22 protein-coding genes and 1 pseudogene are annotated in these 23671 nt (G+C 69.0%); 22 read left to right on the forward strand and 1 reads right to left on the reverse strand.

Going from position 1 to position 23671, the window contains the following annotated elements; genetic code table 11:
- The 22 genes and pseudogenes from M0P34_RS02510 to rpoD all read left to right on the forward strand — a co-directional run.
- Nucleotides 1-1012 (forward strand): type IV pilus twitching motility protein PilT (locus M0P34_RS02510; protein ID WP_291496019.1); only part of this gene is annotated, 1012 nt, incomplete at its 5' end.
- A 13-nt stretch (nt 1013-1025) separates the two neighbouring features.
- Nucleotides 1026-2186, forward strand: coding sequence for a PilT/PilU family type 4a pilus ATPase (locus tag M0P34_RS02515; protein WP_291496021.1), 1161 nt, complete (start codon nt 1026-1028; stop codon nt 2184-2186).
- Nucleotides 2187-2208: 22 nt separating this feature from the next.
- Nucleotides 2209-2871: a hypothetical protein gene (locus tag M0P34_RS02520; protein WP_291496023.1), complete on the forward strand. Its 663-nt coding sequence runs from the start codon at nt 2209-2211 to the stop codon at nt 2869-2871.
- Between the two features lie 12 nt (nt 2872-2883).
- Entirely contained in the window at nt 2884-3159 is a 276-nt protein-coding gene (locus tag M0P34_RS02525) for a hypothetical protein (protein ID WP_291496025.1), read from the forward strand.
- A gap of 5 nt (nt 3160-3164) precedes the next feature.
- Complete coding sequence (locus tag M0P34_RS02530) at nt 3165-3503, forward strand: septum formation initiator family protein (protein WP_291496033.1); 339 nt, start codon at nt 3165-3167, stop codon at nt 3501-3503.
- A complete protein-coding gene (locus tag M0P34_RS02535; RefSeq protein WP_291496035.1) occupies nt 3487-4353 on the forward strand; it encodes a tetratricopeptide repeat protein in 867 nt (288 codons plus the stop codon). Before M0P34_RS02530 ends, M0P34_RS02535 begins: the two co-directional genes overlap by 17 nt.
- Nucleotides 4354-4504: 151 nt before the next feature.
- Nucleotides 4505-5320, forward strand: coding sequence for a hypothetical protein (locus M0P34_RS02540; protein WP_291496037.1), 816 nt, complete (start codon nt 4505-4507; stop codon nt 5318-5320).
- Between the two features lie 157 nt (nt 5321-5477).
- Nucleotides 5478-6512 (forward strand): class 1 fructose-bisphosphatase, encoded by a 1035-nt coding sequence (gene fbp, locus M0P34_RS02545; protein WP_291496039.1) that lies wholly within the window; start codon nt 5478-5480, stop codon nt 6510-6512.
- Nucleotides 6451-7633 (forward strand): annotated as a pseudogene (gene tsaD, locus M0P34_RS02550) (tRNA (adenosine(37)-N6)-threonylcarbamoyltransferase complex transferase subunit TsaD). Before fbp ends, tsaD begins: the two are co-directional and overlap by 62 nt.
- A gap of 128 nt (nt 7634-7761) precedes the next feature.
- Nucleotides 7762-8079: a thioredoxin gene (trxA, locus tag M0P34_RS02555; RefSeq protein WP_291496043.1), complete on the forward strand. Its 318-nt coding sequence runs from the start codon at nt 7762-7764 to the stop codon at nt 8077-8079.
- A 209-nt stretch (nt 8080-8288) separates the two neighbouring features.
- On the forward strand, nt 8289-9017 hold the full coding sequence (locus tag M0P34_RS02560) for an outer membrane protein assembly factor BamD (RefSeq protein WP_291496045.1): 729 nt from the start codon (nt 8289-8291) through the stop codon (nt 9015-9017).
- Nucleotides 9018-9105: 88 nt separating this feature from the next.
- On the forward strand, nt 9106-9993 hold the full coding sequence (locus M0P34_RS02565; RefSeq protein WP_291496048.1) for a hypothetical protein: 888 nt from the start codon (nt 9106-9108) through the stop codon (nt 9991-9993).
- A 41-nt stretch (nt 9994-10034) separates the two neighbouring features.
- Nucleotides 10035-12086 (forward strand): elongation factor G, encoded by a 2052-nt coding sequence (gene fusA, locus M0P34_RS02570; protein ID WP_291496050.1) that lies wholly within the window; start codon nt 10035-10037, stop codon nt 12084-12086.
- 32 nt (nt 12087-12118) lie between these two features.
- On the forward strand, nt 12119-12652 hold the full coding sequence (locus M0P34_RS02575) for a DUF2062 domain-containing protein (RefSeq protein ID WP_291496052.1): 534 nt from the start codon (nt 12119-12121) through the stop codon (nt 12650-12652).
- Between the two features lie 225 nt (nt 12653-12877).
- A complete protein-coding gene (gene rsmA, locus M0P34_RS02580; protein WP_291496054.1) occupies nt 12878-13690 on the forward strand; it encodes a 16S rRNA (adenine(1518)-N(6)/adenine(1519)-N(6))-dimethyltransferase RsmA in 813 nt (270 codons plus the stop codon).
- Nucleotides 13691-13970: 280 nt separating this feature from the next.
- Nucleotides 13971-14243, forward strand: a complete 273-nt coding sequence (locus M0P34_RS02585) for an HU family DNA-binding protein (RefSeq protein WP_291496057.1) — start codon at nt 13971-13973, stop codon at nt 14241-14243.
- An 18-nt stretch (nt 14244-14261) separates the two neighbouring features.
- A complete protein-coding gene (locus tag M0P34_RS02590) occupies nt 14262-14447 on the forward strand; it encodes a hypothetical protein (RefSeq protein ID WP_291496059.1) in 186 nt (61 codons plus the stop codon).
- 514 nt (nt 14448-14961) lie between these two features.
- Nucleotides 14962-15162, forward strand: a complete 201-nt coding sequence (gene rpsU / locus M0P34_RS02595) for a 30S ribosomal protein S21 (protein ID WP_291496070.1) — start codon at nt 14962-14964, stop codon at nt 15160-15162.
- 129 nt (nt 15163-15291) lie between these two features.
- A complete protein-coding gene (locus M0P34_RS02600; RefSeq protein WP_291496061.1) occupies nt 15292-15753 on the forward strand; it encodes a GatB/YqeY domain-containing protein in 462 nt (153 codons plus the stop codon).
- Nucleotides 15754-15770: 17 nt separating this feature from the next.
- On the forward strand, nt 15771-18068 hold the full coding sequence (locus M0P34_RS02605; protein ID WP_291496063.1) for a Smr/MutS family protein: 2298 nt from the start codon (nt 15771-15773) through the stop codon (nt 18066-18068).
- 13 nt (nt 18069-18081) lie between these two features.
- The gene (gene dnaG, locus M0P34_RS02610; protein WP_291496065.1) at nt 18082-19815 is read left to right on the forward strand and encodes a DNA primase; all 1734 of its coding nucleotides are present in this window, start codon (nt 18082-18084) and stop codon (nt 19813-19815) included.
- Nucleotides 19802-21568, forward strand: a complete 1767-nt coding sequence (rpoD, locus tag M0P34_RS02615; RefSeq protein WP_291496067.1) for an RNA polymerase sigma factor RpoD — start codon at nt 19802-19804, stop codon at nt 21566-21568. Before dnaG ends, rpoD begins: the two co-directional genes overlap by 14 nt.
- Nucleotides 21569-21647: 79 nt before the next feature.
- Here rpoD and M0P34_RS02620 read toward each other — a convergent pair whose 3' ends face one another.
- Entirely contained in the window at nt 21648-23513 is a 1866-nt protein-coding gene (locus tag M0P34_RS02620) for an ATP-binding protein (RefSeq protein ID WP_291496069.1), read from the reverse strand.
- Nucleotides 23514-23671: the final 158 nt, after the last annotated feature.

The following is a 23671-nucleotide window of genomic DNA, read 5'->3' on the forward strand; positions in this document are numbered from 1 at the left end:
CCAGCCCATCATCCGCCTGCACGGGGACCTGGAGCGGGTCAAGTACAAGACGCTGGAGCACGACGAGCTCAAGCGCCTGCTCTATGAAATCACGCCCGAGACGAAGATCAAGGAGTTCGAGGAGACCGGGGACATCGACTTCGGCTACGAGGTGCCCGGCCTGGCGCGCTACCGCGTGAACTTCTTCAACCAGTCCCGGGGCGTGGCGGCGGTCTTCCGCGAGATTCCCTCGACCATCCTGACCGTGGAGCAGCTCGAACTGCCCGGGCTGCTCAAGGACCTGGCCATGCTGCCCAAGGGCCTGGTGCTGGTCACCGGCCCCACGGGTTCGGGCAAGTCCACCACCCTGGCCGCCATCATGGACTACGCCAACAAGACCCGCAAGCAGCACATCCTGACCATCGAAGACCCCATCGAATTCGTGCACACCCCGCAGAAGGCGCTGATCAACCAGCGCGAGCTGGGGCGCGACACCAAGAGCTTCTCCGCCGCCCTGCGCGGGGCCCTGCGCGAAGACCCGGACATCATCCTGGTGGGCGAAATGCGCGACCTGGCGACCATCCAGCTGGCCCTGGAGGCCGCCGAGACGGGCCACCTCGTCTTCTCGACCCTGCATACCATCTCCGCCGCCAAGACCGTGGACCGCATCATCGAGGTCTTCCCCGGCGACCTGCAGGGGCAGATTCGCGCGGGCCTGTCGGAGTCGCTGCGCGCCGTGGTTTCCCAGACGCTGTTCAAGCGCATCGACCGCAAGGGCCGCGTGGCCGCCCTGGAGATCCTGGTGGGCGTGCCCGCCGTGCGCAACCTGATCCGCGAGAACAAGACCTTCCAGATCAACTCGGTCATGGAGACCGGGCGCAAGTTCGGAATGCAGACCCTGGACGACGAGATCCTGCGCCTTTTGAACCAGCGGGTCATCGACCCCAACGAGGCCTACGAGAAGGCCGTGGACAAGGCCAAGTTCAAGCAGTTCCTGACCCGGCCGCCGCAGGACTTCACCGAAGGCGCCTAGCCGGGAGACGACCATGCTGCGCGCGCAACTCGACCATATCGTCGGGCAGGTCCTGGACTTCGCGCCCGAGACCTCGGACATCTTCGTGGTCGCGGGCAAGCCCTTGCAGGCCGAGGTCCACGGCGTCCTGCAGGACGTGCCCCTGGCCCCGGCCCTGGGGCCGCTGGCCCCGTTCCAGACCGAGTCCATGGCCCTGTGCATGATGGACCGGACCCCCCGGCTGTATGCCGACCTGGTCCGCCGGGGCTCGTGCGACCTGTCCTATTCCCTGCCGGGGCGGGCCCGCTTCCGCGTGAACATCTTCAGCCAGCGCGGTTCGCTGTCCATCGTCCTGCGCCAGCTCTCCATGCAGGTGCCAAGCCCGGCGCGCCTGGGGCTGCCCGCCGTGTTCGAGGAGATGGCCCGCGAGAAGTTCGGGCTGATCCTGGTCACCGGCGCCACCGGCTCGGGCAAGTCCACCTCCCTGGCCGCCCTGGTGGATTCCATCAACGAGCAGTTCCCGGTGCACATCCTGACCCTGGAAGACCCGGTGGAGTACGTCCACGAGCACAAGCGGGGCACGGTCAACCAGCGCGAGCTGGGGCAGGACTTCGACTCCTTCGCCTCGGGCCTGCGCGCGGCCCTGCGCCAGGCGCCCAAGGTCATCCTGGTGGGCGAAATCCGCGACCGCGAGACCATGGAAATAGCCATGCAGGCCGCCGAGACCGGGCACCTCGTGCTGGGCACGCTGCACACCGCCGACACGGGCCAGACCGTGAACCGCGTCATCGGCATGTTCGACCTGAACGAGGAGTCGCTGATGCGCCAGCGGCTGTCGGAGACCCTGAAGTTCGTGGTCTCCCAGCGCCTGCCCCCCCGGGTGGGCGGCGGGCGCGTGGCGGCCTTCGAGATCATGCGCAACACCTTGCGCGTGCGCGAGCTGATCCTGAACGGCGAGTCGGGCGAGAAGACCTTCTACAACGTGGTGGAGCAGGGCGACGCCTACGGCATGGCGACCTTCGACCAGTGCCTGGCCGGGCTGTTCCGCGACGGCCTCGTCAGCGAGGAGACGGCCATGACCTACGCCTCGGACCGCTCCAACCTCATGCAGCGCCTGGACCGCATCAAGACCGTGCGCGGCGACCAGGTTTCCGAGATCACCGGGCTGGAAATCGACCTGGAATACGGGGCATAGGCCGGGCAGGCAGGAGGGAGCGATGATCGTCAAGAGTCCTTACGCGGGCAAGGAGTTCACCCTGCCCGACGAAAAGCTGCCCGACGCGGCGCGTTTCGCCATGAAATGCCCGTTCACCGGGCGCCGGATGGTCCTTGAGCGCCGCCCGGAGGGCGGCTACAGCGTCAGCGCCGCGCCGGACCAGGGCGCCGCGCCCCGGCCGCCCAAGCCCGGCGGGGCCCCGGCCCCGGTGCCGGCCCTGCCCCAGGTGGAGCCGGACAACCATCCCCCGGGAACCCCCGTGGCCTTCCTCTTCCCGGAGGACTCCGCCTGGCTCGATGCGGCCCGGGAGTTTTTCGCGGGGCGGGGCTATGGCGTGAGCACGGCCTCGGGCGAGCTGGAGGCCGTGGCCCGGCTGCGGCTCAACCGCTACGACGTGATCCTGGCCGGGGCGGGGCAGGGCAGCGCGCGCCTGCGCGAGGAAATGGCCGCCTGGCCCGGGGTCCGGCGGCGCTCGGTCAATGTCGTCCTGGTCGGCGACCAGGGGGCCAGCAACGACCCGCGCCTGGCGTTCCTGCTGGGGGCCAACGCCTTTTTCGCCCAGGGCGACGCGCCCCGGGCCGGGGACTTGCTGGAAGGGGCACTCACAGGTTATGAGTTGCGCTACAAACTCATGGCGGCAGCCCGCAGCCAGGTCGAAGCCTAGCCGAAGGAGCCAATGGACCCCAACGCCACCACACTCCAATCGCGCCTGCTCAACTGTCTGGAGACGATCATCGAGCTCGAGCGGGAGATAGAGCGCCTGGAACTCGGCCATGTGCTGCTGGCGGAGTTCAACCAGCTCAGGACGTTCATGGAGCGCATCGACCAGGTCGCGCTTGAGGAGGAGGACGTGCGCCGCATCGAGGCCGCGACCTCCAGTTTCCTGGACGAACTCAGGGTTCCCCTGGGTCTGTCGCGCGAGGGCGGCCCCAAGGACCGCTCCACGCATTGACCGCCATGACCCGACGCTGGATCATCCTGGGGTTTCTGCTTGTTTTGAACGCCGTCCTCGGCTATCGCCTGATTGCGGGCGAAACCGGGATGTTCGCCTATCTCGAACTGCGCGAGCGCCACGAGGAGATGGAGGGTCGGCTGCGCCATGCCGAGGAGCGCAGTCGCGACCTGTCGCGGGAGATCCGCCTGCTCAAGACGGACCGGGACTATCTGGAAAGCCGCATCCGCGTGCGGATGAACTATGTCGGGCAGGGCGAGACCCTGTACCTCTTCCCGGAAGAGGGGGGGGCGACCTCCCCGCAAGATCCCCTGGGGGCCGGACAGGATGATAACGAAAATTAACTGGTTCAAGGAAGTCCTGGAACTGGAGCCCGGCTCCAAGGTGTTCTTCCCCCTTGCCCGGCTCTATTTCGAGGACGGAAACCACGCCGAGGCCATGACCACCCTGCGCCAGGGCCTGTCGCGCAACCCCGACCATATCGAGGCCCGCTTCCTGCTGGTGGAGATCCTCTCGCGCCTGGAGCGCGACGAGGAGGCCGCCCAGGAGGTCGGCGCCATCACGGCCATGCTCTCGCGCTACCCGGCCTTCTGGAGGGTCTGGGCCGAAAGCGCGGCCCCCGGCTCCAAGGACTCGGCCCTGGCCCTGTCCTTCCTGGCCGCCAGCTTCCAGGGCGAGGCCCTGTCCTGGTCCCGGGTCATCGAAAAAGGGCTGGACGCCATCTTCCACGGCAACGGCGCCGCCCCGGCCCCGCAGGCCGAGGCCCCCGGGGCTCCCGAGGCCGACGCCCCGGCCCAGCGCCGCCGCAAGCCCGCGGCCCCGGCCCGGCGCGCCGCCGCCGAAACCGACCCGACCATCCGCACCAGGACAATGGCCGACCTGCTGGCCGACCAGGGCGACTTCCAGGGCGCCCTGGACATCTACAGCGAGCTGGCCGACAAGGCTTCGGGCCACGAGGCCGACGAACTGACGGCGCTCATCGAAAAGATGCGCCTGAAGCTGCGCCGGGGCCCGGCCGACGGCGCCGGGCCGGACGACGCGGACCCGGGGGCGCCCCGGGAAGAGGAGCGGGACCAGGCCCCGGAGCCCGGCCCGGACGCCCCGGCCCCCGCAGAGGAATTGCCCGGCAAGGACAAGCTGCTGGAAACCCTCCAGGCCCTGGCCGAGCGCCTGGAAGCCCGGGCGGCCCACTAGGCCGCGCCGCCGCGGCGCGACCCGGGCCAAGTTTCCCTTGCTGAATCCACCGGACTTTGGCACACCTTCGGAAGCCGCCGCGAGGCGGCGTGCTTGCGCGGTACGCACCACGCCCAATACGCCCGCACAGGGGCAGACAAGGGGTTGGAACTTGAAACGCTTCTCCGTCTTCTTCGCTCTGGCCGCCGCCCTGGCCAGCCTCGCCGGCTGCGAGACCATGGACAAAACCTGGACGGCCACCAAGCAGACGACCCAGGGATACTACAAGGAATACCTCAACACCGACCCCACCATCGACTACGAGGCCCGCGACTGGACCTCCAGCGAGGGCAAGCTCGCCGACCTGTTCGCCCCGGTGGACAAGCCCCTGTACCGGCTGTCCATCGCCCTGAACCGCCAGGACGCCTTCCCCGAGGACGCCTGGGTCGAGGCGCTGCTGGCCGCCAACCCCTGGCTCAGCGGGCTGGCCGTGGCGACCCTGGGCGGCGAGGTGGTGCTCCAGCGTCCCGAAACGGCCCTCAAGCCCCTGAACCTCGCCCCGGCCCTGGCCTACGGCCAGGCCCTGGCCGACCGCCGCCTGCGCGCCTATGTGGACATGACGCCCCTGGGCCCCGAAATCTATCTCGCCACGGGCATGTTCCGGGGCAACGAGCTTGTCGGCGCCATCACCGCGCATTTCGACATCCGCAACGTCATCGAGGCCAGCCCCGAGCCCGGGGCGCTGGTGGTGGCCACCCCCGAGGATCTCATCTGGGCCGGTTCGGACGACGCCGCCGCCCGCGCCGTGTCCGCCCAGCCCTGGGCGGAGATCCTGGCGGAGCGCTCCTTTGGCCGTTTCGTGGCCGAGGGCCGGGAATACATCTGGCTGTGCCGGTTCCTGGGCGACCACAAGATCATCTACGCCACCGCCTCGGTGGAGGACGACACGGGCGAGGAGTCCGGGTTCTCCTTCTTCGGGCTGTTCTAGCCCCGGTTTCCCCTGTCCGCCGGTGTGCCCGGCGCCCGTTTCCGGCCCTCCGGGACCGGGCGGTGGGCGCCTTCGGCTTTACTGGCGCCCGGCACTGGTTTATGAAGGGACGTTGCGCAGGGGCGCAACGGTTCCGCATCGCCCAACGGAGGTCGCCATGCGTCAGGTCACCGTCACCGAGCATCTGCTGCTGCACCAGAAGAAGACGCCCATGGCCACGGGCCGCTTCACCAGCCTGCTGAACGAACTGATTCTCTCGGCCAAGCTCATCTCGCGCGAGGTGACCAAGGCCGGGCTTGTGGACGTGCTCGGCTTCACCGGCGAGACCAACGTCCAGGGCGAGAAGGTGCGCAAGCTCGACGAGTTCGCCAACAACGTGCTCATCCACCGCCTGCGCCGTTCGGGCGTGCTCTGCGCCATGGCCTCGGAGGAAAACGGCGACCTGATCCAGGTTTCCGGCGACCTGCCCCAGGGCGACTACATCCTGATCTTCGATCCCCTGGACGGCTCGTCGAACATCGATGTCAACGTCAGCATCGGGACCATCTTTTCCATCTATCGCCGCCCGCTGCACAAGGCCTCGGGCTCCCCGTCCCTGGACGAGGTGCTCCAGCGCTGCGACAAGCAGGTGGCCGCGGGCTATTTCATCTACGGCTCCTCGACCATGATGGTCTACACCACGGGCAACGGCGTCCACGGCTTCACCCTGGACCCCAGCGTGGGCGAGTTCCTGCTCTCGCACCCGGACATGAAGATCCCCGAGCAGGGGCGCATCTATTCGGTGAACGAGTCCTACTGGAACTACTGGGACCAGGCCACCAAGGATGCCATCGCCTACTTCAAGAGCACCGAAAACGCCCTGGGCAAGCCGTATTCCTCGCGCTACATCGGCTCGCTGGTGGCGGACTTCCACCGCAACCTGCTCTACGGCGGCATCTTCATGTATCCCGCCAAGCGCAAGCCCGACGGCACCTATGCGGGCAAGCTGCGCCTGACCTGCGAGGCCGCGCCCATGGCCTTCATCGTCGAGCAGGCGGGCGGCATGGCCACCGACGGGGTGAACCGCATCCTGGACTACACCCCCACGGAGTTGCACCAGCGCGTGCCGTTCTTCGTGGGCTCGCCCAACGATGTGCGCACGGTGCGCGAAATCATGCTGCGGAGCACCAGTGACGCTGTGTCTGGGGATTGAGACCTCCTGCGACGAAACGGCCCTGGCCCTGGTGCGCGACGGGAAGCTCCTGGCCCAGCGCATCGCCACCCAGGTGGACGCCCACGCCCTGTTCGGCGGGGTGGTGCCCGAGCTGGCCTCGCGTGAGCATCTGCGCGCCCTGGGGCCGCTGCTGGACGGGCTCCTGGCCGACACGGGGGTGACCCCGGCCGAGCTCGACGCGGTGTGCGTCGCGCGCGGGCCGGGGCTGCTGGGCAGCCTGCTGGTGGGCATGAGCCTGGCCAAGGGGCTGGCCCTGGCCACGGGCGCGGCCCTGGTGGGGGTGAACCATCTCTGGGCCCACCTGCTGGCCCCGGCCCTGGATCGGCCCTTCGCCTTCCCGGCCCTGGGCCTGCTCGTCTCGGGCGGGCACACCCAGACCTATCGCATGGACAGCCCCGTGGCCTTCACGACCCTGGGCCGGACCCTGGACGACGCGGCGGGCGAGGCCTTCGACAAGGCCGCCAAGACCCTGAACCTGCCGTATCCCGGCGGGCGGTTCATCGACGTGCTCGGCCAGCTGGCCGAGGCGGACCCCGGGATGTTCCCCCGGCCCTATGTGGCCAACGACAGCCTGGATTTCAGCTTCTCGGGCCTGAAGACGGCCATGGTCAACCATGTCGCGGCCAATCCGGGGCTGCGCGCCCCGGCCCTGGTGGACGACCTGGACGCCCTGGTGGCGGACCTGCGCGCCCGCGGCGCCCTGGAGCCCCTGGCCCGGGTCTGCGCCTCGTACACCCTTGCCGTGGCCGATACCCTGCGCATCAAGACCGCCCGGGCCCTGGACGCCTTCCCCCAGGCGCGCTCCCTGGTCGTGGCGGGCGGGGTGGCGGCCAACAGCGTGGTGCGCCGGACGCTGGCCGGGCTGGCCGCCGAGCGCGGGCTCGCGGCGGTGCTGCCGCCCCTGGCGCTGTGTACGGACAACGCGGCCATGATCGCCCTGGCCGGGGAGTGCCTGTTCAGGGCCGGCTACCGCCACGGGCTGGACCTGGAGGCCGTGCCCCGGGGGCGGCGCATCCCCTGGGATTACCGGCGCACGGAGCCGTGCCCCGGCGGGGTGTTCGGCGAACTGGCCCCTTGACACCCGGACAGGGCACCCTTAGGGTTGTCAGACTGCGGTGATAGTGGAAGTTTTCCCGCTGCGAGGTTCCAGGGCCCCGGGGGAAGGGTGCCCTGGTGGCCGCCCGGGATGCACGGCGAACCGGTAAGCAACGAGACAAAGGAGTACGATATGGCTTTGCAGGTTTCCGACGGCAATTTCGAGTCCGAAGTGTTGCAGTGCGATCTGCCCGTTCTTGTGGACTTCTGGGCCCCCTGGTGCGGCCCCTGCAGGGCTATGGGGCCGGTCGTCGACGAGCTGGCCACCGAATTCGCCGGGCAGGTCAAGGTCGCCAAGATGAACGTGGACGAAAACCAGGCCACCCCCAGCAAGTACGGCATCCGCGCCATCCCGACCCTGATCCTGTACAAGAACGGCGAGGTGGTGGAGCAGATCACCGGCGCCGTCTCCAAGAGCAGCATCAAGGAAATGCTCAGCTCCAAGCTGTAGAACCAGGACCGGACCCCGGTCCTTGCCGCGGCCCCGGCTGGTGCCGGGGCCGCTTGTTTTGCCCGCCGCAAGCCGTTCGCCGCTTTCCGGGCTTGACCGCAAGGCCACAGGTTGGGTACGAACCTTTCGGATGAGCCGCGCCCCCAGCGCCCGGGCGCGTCCGTGAACCGGGCATCCCGTCCGGACGGCAACACCGCGCGACGGTACCAATGAACAGAATCCCCCGACTCCTGGCCGTGATGGTCATGCTCTTCAGCCTTTCCGGCTGCGGCTACATCGACTATTTCCTGCTGCCCCCCCCCGAGGACACGGCGCAGGAACTCTACGAGGCCGGTGCGGAAGCCATGCAGGAGAAGGACTACATGGAGGCGGCCGAGCGCTTCCAGCAGCTCAAGGACCGCTATCCCTTCAGCCCCTTCGCCGCCCGCGCGGAAATCGGCCTGGGCGATGCCTATTTCCTGGCCGAGCAGTATGTCGCCGCCTCCGACGCCTACATCGAGTTCGAGGCGCTGCACCCGCGTCACGAAATGATCCAGTATGTGCTGTTCCAGATCGGCATGGCCAACTACAACAGCGCCACGGCCATCGACAAGCCCATGGACCGCATCCATACGGCCATCGAGTATTTCCGCCGCGTGGTCGACGAATACCCCGGCACCGAGTACGCCACCAAGGCCGAGGAGCATATCGTCCTGTGTCGGCGCAAGCTCGCCGAACACGAGGTCTTCGTGGCCGATTTCTACTGGAACCTCGAACGGTTCGGCGCGGCCTGGGAACGCTACCGCCATGTGATCGAAAACTACGCGGACCTGCCCGACGTGGCGGCCTATGCCGAGGCGCGCTCCAAGGTCGCCTACCTGCGCCACCAGCAAGCCGCCTCCGAAGAGGAACGCGAGCGCGAGCAGGGCAGCTGGAAGCAGTGGTTCAAGTGGCTGTAGCACTGCATTTCCCGGAAAACGGCCCGCCAAGGGCCGTTTTTTTCTTTGCGCCCGTTCCGGCGGGAGTCCGGCGGCAGGAGGGCCAGGCATGAGCGAGGGCTTTTTCCCGCAGTGGGCCCTGGACAGGGCGGTTCCCGACGAGGTGTTCGCCCGGGCCTATGCCGCCCTGGGCGGCGTCCGCCGCGCCTGGATCAAGAAGACCGTGGCCCAGGTCCACGCCCTGGCGGGGCCCTGGGGCGACCCGTCGCGCGGGTCGGAAACGGAGCACCGCCAGGGATTCGTTTCGCGGCGGCGCTCCCGGCCCGTGGACTGCGCGGCGCTGTTCCTGGACGCCTCCTGCGTCTCGGCGGCCCAGGTGGCGGCGGCCGCCGTCCCCATGCTCCTTTCGGGGGTGCCCAACCTCTGCGCCGTGCGCGTGCTCGACGGCCCGCCCGAGGCCGACGACGTGCTGGCCGCCCTGGAACTGACGGGCCTGGAGACGGTCCTGCATCTGGACGAGGCCGGGGCGCGGCGGTTCATGACCTTCCTGGTCGAGGCCGGGGCCGCCGCGGCCCTGTTCCAAGGCCAGGGGCAGGCCCTGGACGGACTGCGCACTGCGGCGGGCTATGCCGCCCCGCCCCTGCGCCTGTGGCGGCCCTTCGGGGTCGAGCGGGTGGGGGTGCTGGCGGACGCCGGGCAGCGCTGGGACTGGGCGACCCTGGGCTGGGTCCACGGTTGCGCGGCCATCGACGTGTACGGCGCGCGCACGGCCATCCCCGACCTGCCGCCCGGAGCGAACCGCAGGCCCGGCGGGCTGCGCGCGCTCCTGGAGGGCGACTATCCGGTGCTCTACGTTCCCCGGCCCCGGCTGGACGAGGCCCGCGACGCGGCACCGCTGGTGCTGGGCCCCGGGCAGGAAGGCTGCTGGGCCTGGCCCGGGCTGGACGCGCGCCTGTTCCGTCGCCACGCCCTGACCCTGGCGGACGGCCCCCGCTGAGCGGGCCCCCCACCACAACACGCCCGGCCAAGGAAGCGGATATGTCCAAAAAACCGGCCATTCCCAAGGATTTTCTGCGGTCCCTGCGCAATATCGGCATCATCGCCCATATCGACGCGGGCAAGACCACGCTCACCGAGCGCATCCTCTACTACTGCGGGCGCATCCACCGCATGGGCGAGGTCCACGACGGCACGGCGACCATGGATTTCATGCCCGAGGAGCAGGAACGCGGCATCACCATCGCCTCGGCCTGCACCACCTGCCAGTGGAAGGATTCGACCATCAACATCATCGACACCCCGGGGCATGTGGACTTCACCATCGAGGTGGAGCGTTCCCTGCGCGTGCTGGACGGTGCGGTGGGCGTCTTCTGCGCCGTGGGCGGGGTGGAGCCGCAGTCCGAAACCGTGTGGCGCCAGTCGGTGAAGTACCACGTCCCCAAGCTGGCCTTCGTGAACAAGATGGACCGCCCGGGGGCGGATTTCGCCGCCGTGCTCGACGCCATGCGCCAGCGCCTGAACGCCGTGCCCCTGCCGCTCACTGTGCCCGTGGGCTGCGGGCAGGACTTCGAGGGCGTCATCGACCTGGTGGCCATGCGCCGCCTGCATTTCGACCCCGGGACCCAGGGCGCCGAAATCCGCGACACGGCCCTGGCCGGACCCGAGGAGGAACTGGCCGCCCCCTGGCGCGAGCGGATGCTCGAAACGCTGGCCGAGGCCGACGAGGCGTTCATGGAGCTGTATCTCGGCGGCGGGGAGCCCACGCAGCAGGACATCCGCGACGCCGTGCGCCGGGCCACCCTGGCCCTGGCCCTGGTGCCCGTGTTCGCGGGCACGGCCCTGCGCAACGTGGGCGTGCAGCCGCTCATGGACGGCATCTGCGCCTATCTGCCCAGCCCGGCGGACGTGCCCGGCCAGGAGGTCCAGGATCCCGCATCCGGGCGCCGCGCGACCCTGGCGCCCGATCCCCGCGCGCCCCTGGCGGCCCTGGCGTTCAAGGTCAGCATGGACACCGGGCGCAAGCTCGTGCTGCTGCGGGTCTATTCGGGAGTGGTGGAGGCGGGCCAGGAGGTATACAATGCGACCCAGGGCCAGGAGGAGCGCGTGGCGCGGCTGTTCCGCCTGCATGCCGGGCACAAGGAAAAGGTCGACCGCGCCTTTGCGGGCGAGATCGTGGCCGCGGCGGGCATGAAGCACGCCCGCACGGGCGACACCCTCTGCCCGCAGGACGCCCAGGTCCTGCTGGAGCGCATCGACGGCTACCGGCCGGTGATTTCCCTGGCCCTGGAGCCGCGCAACTCCGGCGAGGCCGACAAGCTCGAGGACGTGCTGAACAAGATGCTCCTGGAGGATCCGACCCTGGAGGTCCACCGCGACGAGGGTACGGACCAGCTGCTCATCTCCGGCATGGGCGAGCTGCATCTGGAGGTCGTGCTGGAGCGCATCCGCCGCGAATACGGCGTGGACCCCCGCGCGGGGCGGCCCCAGGTGGTCTTCCGCGAAACCGTGCGCGCTGCCGGGCGGGGCGAGGGCGAGTTCGACCGCGAGCTGGGCGAGGTGCCGCACCACGGCTGGGTCGCCGTGCGCGTGGAGCCCCGCCCGCGCGACGCCGGGCGCGACGTTGTCTTCGCCCTGGACACGGCCCCCTGGCCCGCCGACTGGACCCAGGCCGTGGCCGACGGCGTGGAGGACAGCCTGCAATCCGGCGTGCTCAAGGGCTACCCGGTGGCCGACGTGCGCGTGAGCGTTGTGGATATGCGCCGGGTGGACGGACGGTCCAGCCCCGTGGGCTACCGCATGGCGGCCGCCGCAGCCGTGAAGCAGGCCCTGGGCGCGGCCCAGCCCGTGCTCCTGGAGCCGATCATGAACGTGGAGATCGCCGTGCCCGAGGATTTCGTAGGCGATGTCATCGGCCTTTTGGGCGCCAAGGGCGCCAAGATCGACAACCTCTTCGACAGAAGCGGGCACAAGGTCGTCCAGGCGCTGACGCCCCTGCGCCAGCTCTTCGGCTTTTCCACGGAACTGCGTTCGGCCACCCAGGGCAGGGCGGGGCTGATGATGCAGTTCGCGCGTTTCGATGTCCTCGGGTAGGCGCGGAGCCTGGCCGCGCCCCATGTGAGACGATGTTGAAGAAGAACCGTACGACCCTGCAACGCCTGCGGCGCTGGTCACGCTACCAGTATCTGCGCGTGATGCGCATGAACGCGACCCCGTACTCCGTGGCCATGGGGCTGGCCGTGGGCATCTTCGCCGGTTTTCTGCCCATCGTGCCGCTCCAGACCGCCCTGACCGTGGCCCTGTGCCTGCCCCTGCGCGGCAACCCGGTGGTGGGCTTCATGGGCACCTGGATATCCAATCCTTTCAACTGGGTGCCGTTCTATTATTTCCTGTTCATCGTCGGCCGGGCCCTGGTGCCCTGGGACGTGCCGCCCCTGGAGCTGGACCAGTTCGGGGCCATGCTGCGCAGCTTCGACGTGACGGAGTTCATGAGCTTCGGCAAGGACCTGCTGGCCAGCTTCCAGGTCATGCTCATCGCGGGTTGCGCTATGGGCCTGCCGTCGGCGGTGGTGACCTTCTATGTGACCCGCGTGGCGGTGATCCGCTACCGGCGCCGCCGGGCCCTGCGGCTGTTGCGCAAGCGCACCCGCCTGAGCTGAGGGCGCGCGGGCTTCCGGGGGCCGTGATCGCCGCCGCCGGGCAGCCCCGAGGCTCCGGGCGCGCGCGGGCTTCCGGAGTGCGAACGTGGCGTCGTGGCGGGCTCCCCGGGGCCACGGGCACGGGCGGCCTTCCGGGACGGGTTCGAGAGTCTCCAGATTTTTTCAAGTGATTTTTCAAGGACGCGATATGCAAGACATTTGTACAACCGGCCCCGGGGGGGCGCCATGAGCCGGGCGGAGGCTCCGCCGCGCTACGGGCGCTTCGCCAAGAAGCGTTTCGGCCAGCATTTCCTGCACGACAAGGGCGTGTGCGCGCGCATCGTCGCGGCCCTGGGCATCGAGCCCGGGGACCGCGTGCTGGAGATCGGACCCGGGCACGGGGCGCTGTCCACCCTCATCGCCCAGGCCGGGCCGGGGCTCTATGCGGCGGTGGAACGCGACCTGCCCCTGGCCCTGGAGTTGCGCCACAAATGCCCCGGGGTGCTGCCCCTGGCCGCCGACGCCCTGGCCGTGCGCTGGGAGCGGCTGGAGCCGCCCGGCGGCTGGAAGATCATCGGCAACCTGCCCTACAACGTGGCCTCGCCGCTGATGTGGGAGCTGTTTTCGCGCTGCCGGGGGCTGTCCCGGGCGGTGTTCATGGTCCAGAAGGAGGTGGGCGACCGGCTGGCCGCCCGCCCCGGCACGGGGGACTACGGGGCCCTGTCGGTCTGGGTCCAGAGCTTCGTCGCGCCGCGTGTGGCCTTTACCGTGGGCCCCGGAGCCTTCATCCCCCGGCCCAAGGTCGATTCGTCCGTGCTTTTTTTCACTCCCGTGGAGCGGGGCGGGGATTTTGCGCCCAAGGCCCTGGCGGACCTGCTGCACGCCTGTTTTCAGAAACGGCGCAAGCAGCTGGGCAACATATTGAAATCATGCATGAACGAAGAGGCACGGGCCTACCTGGAAGCCCAGGGCCTGACCCTGCGTTCCCGACCCGAAGAACTGGCCCCGAACCAGTTCCAGGCCTTGTCAACACTGGTGAAAAGCCACTTTGCGGCTTGACAGGGCCCTGGCTTCGCTGCCAATGTTCAGCACGGCGAGGCCGTGCCCCGCAGGGAACCATGCGGTTTTTTTCACCACGGCGCTGGACATGGTTCCTTGTTTGCTTTAAGGCGACTGGAAGACCGCCCGGCAAGGACTGGTGCGCAACGCAAGCCGCCGCCATCCTTCCCGCCGGAGCCGTGTACGCCACTTGGCCCCGCGGCGTGAAAGGCGCGGGCATGTGATAGTCGGAACGTATTTCTGGGGAGTTTGTTTCCAACTTGAGAGGAGGAAAGGACTGATGACTAAGGCTGATTTGGTCGTAAAAATCGCGGAGAAGGCGAACATCACCAAGGCCAACGCCGAGCGTGCCCTGAACGCCTTCCTGGAGACCGTCGAGGCCACCCTGGTCAAGGACGGCAAGCTGACCCTGACCGGCTTCGGCACCTTCATTGTCGAAGAGCGCAAGGCCCGCACCGGCCGCAACCCCCGCACCGGCGCCAAGATCAAGATTCCCGCCACCAAGGTTGTCAAGTTCCGTCCCGGCAAGCTCCTCAAGGACGCCGTCAAGTAAGGCCCCAGGGAGGATGTCATGATTCATGGTGAGACCCTGCACAGCCCGCTGCCCTGGGATCTGCCCTGGTGGATGCCCGACCACGCCGTGTTTTTCGGCGTGCTGTATGCCGTCCTGGGCATTCTCGGGCTGGCCGTGGGCTTCGTGCTGACGAAGTCGTACATCGAGACCGTCGTCAGCCCCAAAGCCGGCCACGACCACTGATCCTGCGGACCCGAAATGCTTTCCCGGGGCCCGGCCTTCTCATGGAGGCCGGGCCCTTCGATTTCGGGCGCCCCCTCCCCGGGGGAAGGGGCGGCGCCCTCCGCGCGGTTCCCGCGGCGGCGGGCGCGGCGTTGGCCACCGCGAGGGCCGGAACCGGGGGCCGGACCCGAAACAGCGCGGGCGCCCGGGGCCGGGACGAGGCGAGCCTCGACCACGGACGCGGCGTGGGCTGCGGTGCGGGCGCCCGGGGCCGGGGGCCGGGCGGATGCCTGCACAAGGAGCGGGCGAAGCGGGGGCCGTGGCCGGGCGGGGCTCGCGGCGGGGGCTGACGCCAGAAGGCCGGGCGAAGCCGGTTCCGGGCCCTGGCCGGGGGGCGCTTGCCTGCGCCGCGGCGACCCCGGGCGGAGCCTGTACAGATTTTTCTTGCCCCGGGCGGAAAGTCGGGGTACACAAACCGTCTTCACCGCTCGGCGCCCTTCGGCGTGTCCGAGTGGAGACAAGGGAGGTGATTTACTTGCCCGGAGTGCTCCTGGAAGACAACGAAATCTTCGATATCGCCCTGCGCCGTTTCAAGAAGCAGGTCGAGAAGTCCGGCATCCTGTCGGAGCTGAAGAAGCGCCAGCATTACGAGAAGCCCAGCGTGCAGCGCAAGAAAAAGCGCGCCGCCGCCCGCAAACGGCTGCTCAAGAAGATGCGCAAGATGAACGTGGGCTAAGGCGCCTCGCGCGTCGGCCTTCGGGTCGCCTACGGCCAGTGATACGGTGCGGCGCGGGACGGCCAATGTTCCGCGCCGCTTTCTTTCGTCCGCTCCCGGCGGGGCCCCCGCCGGACCGAGGAGCCCGTCATGCCCGAACTCCTGAGGAAGATCGAAGCCGACTACATCAGCGCGTACAAGGCCCGGCGGGAAGTGGAAGTGGCCGTGCTGCGCATGCTCAAGACCGCGCTGAAGAACATGCAGGTGGACCTTGGGCGCGAGCCCGAGGACCACGAGGTCCTGGACGCCATCATGCGCCAGGTCAAGCAGCGCAAGGAATCCATCGAACAGTTCCGCGCCGCCGGGCGCACCGAGCTGGCCGACCGCGAGCAGGCCGAACTGGAGGCCCTCGCCGCCTATCTGCCCACGCCCCTGACCCCCGAACAGACCTCCGCCCTGGTCGACGCCGTGATCGCCGAGCTGGGCGCGGCGGGCATGCAGGACATGGGGCGGGTCATGGGCGCCATCAACGCCTCGCACAAGGGGCGCGTGGACGGCAAGGCCCTGGCCGCCCTGGTGCGCGCCCGCCTGGGCGCCGGACCCAAGGCCTAGCGAGGACCGCACTCTCCATGCAGACCCGTTCCCTGCATCTTCTGGAATTTCCCAAGGTCCTGCGGCTTTTGGCCGAGGGGGCCGTGTCCGAGGCCGGGGCGGCGCGCTGCCTGGGCCTGGCCCCGCTGGACGACACCGCGCGGCTGGCCGACGAGGCCGAACGCCTGCGCCAGTGGCTGTCCTGGAGCGGGGAGACCGGCTTTGCCTTGCGGCCGTTTCCGTCCCTGGACGGGCTGCTGGGCGCCCTGGACCGCCCCGCCGAAATGCTGGACCTGGACGCCCTGTGGGCCGTGTTCCAGGTGCTCGACGCCGCCCGCGAGGTGCGCGAGGCCCTGGCGGACGCGGCCGCGCGCTGGCCGCTTCTGGCCGAGGCCGCCCGCGGTCCCTGGCCGGCCATGCTCTGGTCGGGGCTGCGCCGCTGCCTGGGGCCCGACGGCAACCTGCGCGACGAAGCCTCGCCGCAGCTCTTCCAGGTGCGCTCGGAGATCCGGGCCATCCACCAGCGCTGCACCGTGCGGGTCAAGGCGTTCATCGAGCGCGAGGTGCTCTCGCAGTATCTCCAGGAGGAGTTCATGACCGTCTCCTCCGACCGCTATGTGCTGCCCTTCAAGACCAGCTTCAAGAACAAGCTGCCCGGCATCATCCACGACTATTCCCAGACCGGCGAGACCTGCTATTTCGAACCCATGTTCCTGGTGGAGCTGAACAACGAGCTCCAGCAGTTCAAGCAGGAGGAACGCGAGGCCGAGCGCGAGGTCCTGCGGCTGCTGTCGGGCCTGTTGCGCCAGGAGCGCGAGGCCCTGGGCGCGGCCTACGACTTCGCCGCCCAGGCCGATGTGCTGGGCGCCAAGGCGGCCTTCGCCGCGCGTTTCGACGCGCGCCCCGTGGAGGTCGGCCCCGGGCTGCCCCTGCGCCTGCTGGGCGCGCGCCATCCGCTGCTGGCCGCCTCCGGAGGCGGGGCCGTGCCCGTGGACCTGCTCCTGGAGCCCGGCCAGCGGGCCCTGGTGGTGAGCGGCGGCAACGCCGGGGGCAAGACCGTGGCCCTCAAGACCCTGGGGCTGGGCGCGGTGATGGCCCTGGCGGCGCTGCCCGTGTGCGCCCGCGAGGGCAGCACGCTGCCCGCCTGGGGCAAGTTCTTCGTGCTTTTGGGCGACGAGCAGAGCATCGAGGACTCCCTGTCCACCTTCACGGCCCAGATCCGCCACCTGTGCGCCGCCTGGGAGGCCATTGACGAGCGCTCCCTGGTGATTATGGATGAGTTCGGAGCGGGGACCGACCCCAGCCAGGGGGCGGCCCTGGCCCAGGCCGTGGTCGACGGCTTCCTGGACAAGGGCTCCTGGCTGGCCGTGGCCACGCATTTCCCGGCGCTCAAGGCTTACGCGCTCTCGCGGGAGCGGGTGCGCGCGGCCTCGGTGCTCTTCGACCCCAGGACCAAGCGCCCGCTGTACCACCTGGCCTACGATCAGGTGGGCGCCAGCCAGGCCCTGGACGTGGCCCGCGAACACGGGCTGCCCGAGCATCTGCTGGCCCGCGCCCAGCAGTACATGCTGCTGGACGGCTCGGACACCTCGGCGGTGCTGGAGCGGCTGAACGCCCTGGCCGTGGAGCGCGAGGGCGAGCTTGCGGCCCTGCGCGCCGAGCAGGACAAGCTGCGCGAGCGCCGGGCCCGGCTCCAGGAGCGCTTCGAGGCCCAGCGCCGCCGCCTGCTGGAGGACATCCAGGGCCGTTCGCGCGAGATCATGCGCGCCTGGCGCGAGGACAAGCTCGGGCGCAAGCAGGCCATGAAGGAACTGGCCGAGCTGCGCCGCGAGGCGGGCGGCGAGGCCGAGGCCCCGGCCCCCGAGGGCGCGCCCGGGCCGCTGGAATTCGAGGCCGTGGTCCTGGGCGGGCGCTACCGCCACCTGGGGCTGGGCAAGTCGGGCAGCGCCGCTGCCCTGGACGAGCGCAAGCGCCAGGTCAAGCTGGACCTGGGTGGCGTCAGCGTCTGGGCCCGGCCGGCCGACCTTGCGCCCGAGGAGCGCCCCGCGGCGTCGGGCCCCCGGGCGGTGTCCGTTCCGGCGGGCAGCGGCGGCGCAACCCCGGTGCTCGACCTGCGCGGCGTACGCGCCGAGGAGGCCGAGGGGCAGGTCTGCCGCTTCCTGGACGGCGCGGTGCTCTCGGGGCTGTCCGGGGTGGAGATCGTGCATGGCCGGGGCACCGGGGCGTTGCGCAAGGAGGTCCACCGCATCCTGCGCGCCTTCCCGGCCGTGGACGGGTTTGCCCTGGCGCCGGAAGACCGGGGCGGCGACGGCATGACCATCGTGGAACTGAAATGACGACGGCGGGGTCATGGGCAAGCAGGACAGCGGAGCCATCGCAGCCATAAAGGAGCGCCTGGACATCGTGGAGATGGTCCGGCGCTATGTGGACCTGCGCCCGGTTTCGGGCCGCTGGACCGGCCCGTGCCCCTTCCACCAGGAAACCAAGCCCTCGTTCTCGGTGAACCCGCAGCTGGGCTACTACTACTGCTTCGGCTGCCGCGCGTCGGGCGACGTGATCGACTTCTACAGGGAGATCAACGGGCTGGAGTTCCGCGACGCTTTGCAGCAGCTGGCCGAGATGGCCGGGGTGGAGCTTGGCAGCGCCAAGGCCGACCCCGAGCAGGACCGCCGTCGGCGCGAGCGCAGCACGAGCGTGGCCCTGCACAAGCTGGCGGCCGAGTTCTATGTGCACAACCTGGGCGCCCCGGGCGGCGGCGTCGCCCGGGACTACATCGCCCGGCGCGGCCTGAGCGACGAGACCGTGCGCGCCTTCGCCCTGGGCTACAGCCCGGACGACTGGCACGCCCTGGAGCGCTACCTCCAGGGCCACCGCCACGACCCGCGCGCCGGGGTGGTGGCCGGGCTTTTGGTGCAAAACGACAGGGGCAACATCTACGACCGCTTCCGGGGGCGGCTGATGTTCCCCATCCACAACCTGGCCGGGCAGGTGGTGGCCTTCGGGGCGCGGACCCTCACGGGCGACGACCCCAAGTATTTGAACTCCAGTGAATCGCCCATTTACATCAAGGGCGATAACCTATACGGCCTCTATCAGGCTCGGCGCAGCATCGCCCACCACAAGGAGGCGCTGCTCACCGAGGGGTACACCGACGTGCTCTCGCTGCACCAGTTCGGGTTCACCAACGCCTGCGGCGTGCTGGGCACGGCACTGACGGAGAACCAGGTGCGCCGCCTGGCGGGCTTCTGCTCGCGGCTGGCCCTGGTGTTCGACGGCGACGGGGCGGGGCGCAAGGCGGCCCTGCGCTCGGCGGAGATGGTCCTTGCCCGGGGCATGACCTGCCGCGTGGTCGTGCTGCCCGACGGGGAGGACGTGGACAGCCTGCTCCAGGCCCGGGGCGCCGAGGCGTTCCAGGCCCTGCTGGACGAGGCGCCCGAGGGGCTGGATTTTTGTCTGCGCGTGGTCGGCGGCATGTCCACGCGCGAGCTGGTGCAGTGGGCCGACGGCTTCCTGCGCCAGCTGGACGAACCCCAGTGGCGCTCGCCGCTGATCACGCGCATCGCCCAGCGCCTGGGGTTCAAGGAAGACGAATTTCGCGCGCACCTGGCCTCCCAGGGCCGGGAGCGCGCGGCTGCGCCCGTGGCCCTGGCCGCGGCGGCGCGGCGCCCGGGCGACCGGGGACACAAGCTGGACCGCCAGCTGGTGCGTTTTGCCGTCTGCAATCCGCACTATGTGGCCCAGTTGCGCGACAGGGGCATGGGCCGGGTGCTTGTGTCCGAGTTCGCCTTGTGCCTGTGGGAAAAGATGGAGGCCAACCCCGGCCTCGACGTGATGCACATCCTCACCCCGGCGGAGAAGCGCTACTGGGTCGAATGCCTGGAGACCAACGCGCGCACGCCAGAGGATGCGGAGCGGGAGTGGACGGAGATATGCGGTTTTCTCGAGCGCGAGGCCCTGCTGGACGACAAGCGGGCCACGTTCGAGGCCCTGCGCAAGGCCCAGGTGGAAGGCGACGCGGCCGAGGTGGAGCGACTGCTTCGGCGCCAGCAGGAGATTCTAGGGAGGCTCAATGAGCAACATTAAGGAAGTCCAGCAGATCAAGATCCTCATCGCCGAGGGCAAGAAAAAGGGCTTTTTGACCTTCGACGAGGTCAACAAGGCCCTGCCCTCGGATATAAACAAGCCGGAGCAGATGGAGGAGATCATCGAGATATTCGACTCGATGAACATCGCCATCGTGGATACGGAGAAGGAGGGCAAGCAGCTTGAGCTGGTGCGCGACGACTCCGAGGACGAGCCCGCCGGCGAGCTGGAGCTGACCGACAGCGAGGACGCTGCGGACTACTCCTCGCGCAGCACCGACCCCGTGCGCATGTACCTGCGCGAGATGGGCGCCGTGTCGCTGCTCGATCGCGAGGGCGAGGTGGTCATCGCCAAGAAGATCGAGGCCGGGGAGATGGAGGTGCTCTACGCCCTGGTGGAGGTCCCCGTGGCCATCGAGGAGCTGGCCCGCGTGGGCAAGGACCTGCGCGACGGCAAGGTCAAGCTCAAGGACGTGGTCAAGACCATCGAGGAGGACGACCCCAGCGAGGACGAGATGAACCAGCGCCAGCGGGTCATCTTCCTGCTGGACGAGGTCCGCCAGATCTATTCGCGCCGCCGCAAGGTCTACGAGAAGCTGGACCAGTGCTGCACCCTGGAGCGCCGCGTCTACGGCCTGCAGAAGGATATCGTCAAGTTCAAGGAAGACATCGTTTCGCGCCTGCGCGACATCAAGCTGGAAAAGACGCTCATCGATCAGATCATAGAGACCGTGGGCGACTATGTGCGCCAGATGCACAACTGCCAGCGCGACCTGTCGGCCTATCTGCTGTCCACCGGGCGCCCCCAGGCCGAGATCCAGGACATCTTCCGCCAGCTGGACGCGCGGGAGATGAATCCCCTCAAGGCCGCCGAGATGCTCGGCCTGACGGTGGAGGAACTGTTCAGCTTCAAGGAGATGATCTCCGGCAAGATGGAGATTCTGGTGCGCCTGGAGGAGAAGTGCTGCCACCAGGTGGGCGACATGGAGGAGGTGCTCTGGCGCATCCGCCACGGCAACTACACCGCCGCCCGCGCCAAGCAGGAGCTCATCCGCGCCAACCTGCGCCTGGTCGTCTCCATCGCCAAGAAGTACACCAACCGCGGCTTGCAGTTCCTGGACCTGATCCAGGAGGGCAACATCGGCCTGATGAAGGCCGTGGACAAGTTCGAGTACCAGCGCGGCTACAAGTTCTCGACCTACGCCACATGGTGGATCCGCCAGGCCATCACCCGCGCCATCGCCGACCAGGCGCGGACCATCCGCATCCCCGTGCACATGATCGAGACCATCAACAAGCTCATCCGCACCTCGCGCTATCTCGTGCAGGAGCTGGGGCGCGACCCCACCCCCGAGGAAATCGCCGAGCGCATGGACTACCCGCTGGAGAAGGTCAAGAAGGTCCTCAAGATCGCCAAGGAGCCCATCTCCCTGGAGACGCCCATCGGCGACGAGGAGGATTCGTCCCTGGGCGATTTCATCGAGGACAAGAAGGCCACCGCGCCCGCCGAGGAGGTGGTCAACACCAAGCTCGGCGAGCAGATCGCCAAGGTCCTGGCCGACCTGACCCCGCGCGAGGAGCAGGTTCTGCGCAAGCGCTTCGGCATCGGCGAGAAGAGCGACCACACCCTGGAGGAGGTGGGCAAGCTTTTCAACGTCACCCGCGAGCGCATCCGCCAGATCGAGGCCAAGGCCCTGCGCAAGCTGCGCCACCCCGTGCGCAGCCAGCTGCTGCGGTCCTACTACGAAAACTAGGGCGCCCCGCGCCGCGACGCACACGGCCCGCCCCGGAAGCTCCGGGGCGGGCCGTGTGGCGTCTGGCGCGGCGGGTTTCCTAGCTCAGGGGCAGCAGGATGGTGAAGGTCGTCCCCGCGCCGGGGGCCGACTCCACGCGGAATTCGCCGCCGTGGTTGTTGGTGATGATGAAATAGGAGACCGACAGCCCAAGCCCGGTGCCGATGCCGGGATCCTTGGTGGTGAAGAAGGGCTCGAACACGCGCTTGCGGGTGGCCTCGTCCATGCCCGGGCCGTTGTCGCGGACCTCGATGAGGGCGTGGCCCTCGCGCACGCCGGTGCGCAGGGCGATGGTCGGCTCGCGGCCCGGCACGGGCGACAGGGCCATGGCCTGGGCCGAGTTCTTGAGCAGGTTCAGGAGCACCTGTTCGATCTCGGTGCGCGTGCAGGGCGTGGCGGGCAGGTCGGGTTGGTATTCGCGCACGATGCGTATCTTGCGGAAGTCGTACTGCTTCTTCAGGTCGTAGTCGCTGGAGGCCAGCTCCAGGGTGTCGTCCAGCAGGGAGTTCAGGTTCTGCGGGGCCATCTGCGACTCGCTCTTGCGGCTGAAGTTGAGCATGTTCTGCACGATGCGCGCGGCGCGCATCCCGGAGTCGCGGATGCCCTCGACCATGCGCAGGATGTTGCGCTCGGCCAGGTAGTCGCGCACGGTCTGCACCGTGGTGCCCAGGCTTTCGGCGGCCTTGTCGTTGGCGGGCATGCCCGGGGCCAGGCGGCGTTCCATGTTCTGCACGGCCTGGAGGATGCCGCCGAGGGGGTTGTTGATCTCGTGGGCCATGCCGGCTGCCAGCCCGCCCACGCTCATCATCTTCTCGGTCTGGACCATCATCTCCTCGATGCGCACGCGCTCGGTGACGTCGTCCACGCGCAGCACCGCGCCCTCCACCTCCTCGCCTTCCAGCAGGGGGTAGACGGTGATGTCCTTGTAGCGGGTGTGCCCGTCGCGGCGCACGGGCACCTTGAGGGTCTCGCGCGGCTGGCGCGTGGCGATGGCCATGCGCACGTTCTCCACCTGGGAGGCCAGCCCCGGCGCGGCGTCGGCCAGGGGCAGCCCCAGGGCCTGGGCCTCGGCGCGGCCGAATTCGTGCTCGGCCTGGGGGTTCCACTGGGTAACGCGGCCCTGGTTGTCGACCACCACCAGCAGCGAGGGCATGGAGTCGGCCACGTTCTTGAGCAGGTTGCGCAGGCGCAGGGCCTCCTTCTCGGTGCGCTCGCGTTCGCGGACCTCGCTCTCCAGCTGGGCGTTCAGGTCGCGCAGCGACTGCTCGCGCTTGCGCACCTCGCGGGCCATGACGTCCACCTCCTTGACGATGGCCCGGATCTCCTCCTGGGGCGGCTCGGGAAAGCGGTAGCCGTAGTCGCCGCGGGAAATGCGCTGGATGCCGGCGATGAGCTCGTCCAGCGGGCGCTTGAGGATCTTGCGCAGCAGGGCGCCCGTGACCGTGGTGGCCACCAGCAGGACGACCATCAGGGTGATGAACGTGGAGGAGAGCAGCCGGCGCACGTTGCTGTCGTGCCCCTCGGGCGAGAGCCCAAGCTCCACGCGGGCGATGACGTTGCCGTCGTGGATGATGTCGCCGCTGCGGAAGATGAGCTCGGCGCCGTGGTTGCGCGAGCTTTCGTACAGCACGCCCAGGTCGGGGTATTCCAGCACGCGCAGCAGGGCCATCTCCTCGTTGCGCATGTGGAAGTCGGCTATGTTGCGGATGTTGTCGCGGTCGATGGTCCAGACGGGCAGCTCCATGCTGATGCGCAGGTTGGATAGGTACTCGTCGGCCCGGCGCTCCATCTGGCGCTTTTCGTTCTGCAACATGGTCTGGGCATTGAAGAAGGTCATCAGCGAGGCCGAGCCGCCGATGAGCAGGATGAGGGCGATGACGATATCGCGGGCGATGGTTCTCTTCATTGCGTGCCTGTCCTGTTGCCGTGGCGTTGAGGGGGGCTGCGGCGTGGCCGCCTTGCGCCTCCTGCCATGCATACACCAAAGCCGGGCCGCGGGCGAGAGCAAAACGCGCCCGCGCGCCCGAGGGGTTGCCTGGCCGGAGCCCGGAGGCTAGCATGGGC

It is taken from the genome of Desulfocurvus sp. (assembly GCF_023230885.1).
Classification (GTDB): Bacteria; Desulfobacterota; Desulfovibrionia; order Desulfovibrionales; family Desulfovibrionaceae; genus Desulfocurvus.